The 2,941-nt window shown below is 52.8% G+C and carries 2 protein-coding genes; both read right to left on the bottom strand.

The window, feature by feature from the left end:
- Positions 1-2,065: efflux RND transporter permease subunit (locus tag ACESLU_RS13675; protein WP_372639186.1), on the bottom strand; the 2,065-nt coding region annotated here is incomplete at its 3' end.
- The coding region (locus tag ACESLU_RS13670) for an efflux RND transporter permease subunit (protein WP_372639185.1) at positions 2,062-2,941 on the bottom strand (880 nt) is incomplete at its 5' end. The genes ACESLU_RS13675 and ACESLU_RS13670, both read right to left, overlap by 4 nt.

Genomic DNA, 2,941 nt, shown 5'->3' with positions numbered 1-2,941 from the left:
TGGAATCGGCCAGTACCACCCCCTCGATCTTATTGGAAATGGCTTGCAGCACTTCCATATCGGGACCAACGAGACTGAGGTCGATGCCGCTTCCAAAACCGCCGAAGTCTCCTCCGGCACCCCGAATGGTGACGTCCACCCCGGGCGCCTGAAGCTGCTGCCGGAGACCGGCTGAAAATTGATTGGTACTTATCTCGCGCTCTTCTGCGTCCACCAGGGTTACGGTAATCTGCCCGGTATTGGTTCGGGTCCTGAATCCACGCTGACCAATTTGAGTGACAACGGATTCCACCTCTTTCTTTTCCCGGATCTGGTTGCTGAAATCACGCAACACCCGGGCGGTCCGGACCAGCTTGGTGCCGGAAGGAAGATCTACACTGATGGATGCGCTTCCGGTATCCGATTGTGGTAAAAATTCAAACTGAAGGGTGTTGTAAAGCAGGTAGGAGCCCCCCAAAATCACCCCGACAAACAGAAGGACCATCCACTTTCGAAACATGATCCACCGCAGGGAGTCGGCATACCACTGTTCAAGTTTCTTTAGGCTTTCGGTTGCGCCGCTTGTTTTTTGAAAATGAGTGCTATCCAAAAAAAGCAGCGAAAGTACCGGTACGAGGATGATGGAGGAGAAAAAGGAGATGGCAATAGAAATACTGATGGTAAGAGCAAATTCTGAGAAAAATTGTGCCTGCATACCTGAAAGACCGATAATGGGTACAAAAACACCCAGTGTGGTGAGCGTTGCCCCGAGGAGTGCACCGACCACTTCATTGGTTCCCTCCAGAGCGGCCTGCATGTTATCAATGTTCTCTTCGAGTTTGCGTGCAATGCTTTCCGAGACCACAATAGCATTGTCAACCAGAAGACCGATGGCCAGGGCCAGGGCCGTAATCGTCAGGATATTGAGCGTCAGTCCCGCCGCGTGCATCGCCGCAAAACTGGCCGTTACGGAGACGGGGATCGTCGCAGCGACCACCAGGGCGATCCGCCAGCCGCCCATAAAGATCAGCAGAATGATAATGACGACCACTAAGGCCGCAAGAGCCGACTGGGTCAGGTTCGAGATTGAATTTTCGATATTTTCTCCGTCATCGGTAAGTACCTGCAGACTCACCCCGGGGGGCAGGTTCGCGTTGATGGCGGAGAGCCGATCCTTGACGGCATTGACGACGTCGAGCGTATTGGCGTCCGATTTTTTTTGGACTTCTACCGATACGCTGTTTTTCCCGTTGATTTCAACAAGTGTGGTTATTTCGGCAAAGCTGTCTTCTACCGTTGCCACATCTTTAATGCGGATAGGAATGCCCTCGTCCGTGACTTTTATAATCGTTTGCTTAATCTCCTCTACACCCGGATACATTGATTGGGCGCGGACGCTGTAGCTGTTCTGCCCGGTCCTGATATCCCCGACGGGCACCTGTATATTGTTCGATTGCAGGGCGGCCTCGATGTCTGAGGGTACCAGCCGGTGCTGGGCCAGCGACATGGGCGCCACATTGACAAACACCTTGCGTTCAAGTCCCCCGCGCGTATCTGCCGAAGCGACTCCCTCCAGTCGTTCTATACGGGGTTCGATAAACTCGACTCCCAGCTGGCGGAGCTCATCCAGTCCCCTGTTATCAGTTTCCAGGCTGAGCCGCATAATGGGAAAATTCTCGGGGTCGAACTGGAAGATGACCGGGTCGGCGGCCTCGCGGGGCAATTCATTTCGGATGCGTGAAATCTCTTCACGCACTTTTAGTTCCGTATTACGAATATTGATCCCGCTCTTGAGCCGTAGAATGATGAAAGCACTCCCCTTGCTTATGTTGGATTCCAGGGTTTCGATGCCTTCGATCGATGAGATGGCTCCTTCGATGGGTTCAACGACCAGTTTTTGCATGTCTTCGGGCGCCACATTGCTGTAGCCGGTGGAGACGGCAAGGATCGGTATGTTGAAGGAGGGGTAGAGCGTAACCTTGAGGTTCGACAGAGAAAACATACCGAAGCCAATGACGACCAGTGTAATCATAATCACGGTAATGGGCCGCTTTAAAATACGTTCCGCTACGCTAAATTTCTTCATAGCGTTTTATTGACATTGAAATTGTTGATCGGGTCCTCCTTGTGCACCGAATCAAAGCCGAGCGTTTCAACCATCGTATTAATCAGCTTGTACAGGCAGGGTACCACAAAAAGCATCAGGAGCGTCGACATCGTGAGTCCCCCTATAACGGTTCGGGCCATGGGACTCCAGGTCTCTGATCCGGACCCCAGCTCGAGGGCCAGTGGCACCATCGACAGGATCGTCGTAAAGGCCGTCATCAAAATGGGACGGAGCCGGCGCCCGGCACCTTCCACAATCGCTTCACTGCGTTCCATATCCCGTGCCTGCAGAATTTTAATATAATCAATCATTACAATACCGTTATTGACGACAATACCCGATAGCAAAATAAGTCCCACCATCGAAGTGACACTCACAGACGTACCGGTGACCCACAGCATGAGCAACACGCCGGTCAGTGCCAGGGGGATGGTAAGAATAATAATAAACGGCTCGACCAGGCTCTCAAACTGGGACGCCATCACCATATAGGTGAGAATACCCGCAATCATAAAAGCAATCAGCAAATAGTTAAAGGAAGCTTGCTGATCTTCGGCGGAGCCGGCAATCTCGTAGCGATAACCTTCCGGCCAGCTCATCTGATCAAGCTGCTGCCGGGTATGGTCCGCGGCTTCCTTAAGGTCGATATTTGACAGATCGGCGGAGACTTCGGTGACCCGTTCCTGGTTGATTCGGAGGATGTTCGTGGGACCGTTATAGCGTTCGATACGGGCCAGGTTTGAAAGGGGAGTCCAGCTGCCGTCGGGCGATTCCACCTGCAGGTTGCGAAGATCGCCGGTGGCCGCTTTATCGCGCTGGTGCAGCTGGACCAGCACTTCAAATTCTATCCCCTGA

This window comes from Fodinibius sp. (genome assembly GCF_041642155.1).
Classification (GTDB): domain Bacteria; phylum Bacteroidota; class Rhodothermia; order Balneolales; family Balneolaceae; genus Fodinibius.
This window is presented reverse-complemented; position numbering and strand designations above follow the sequence as displayed.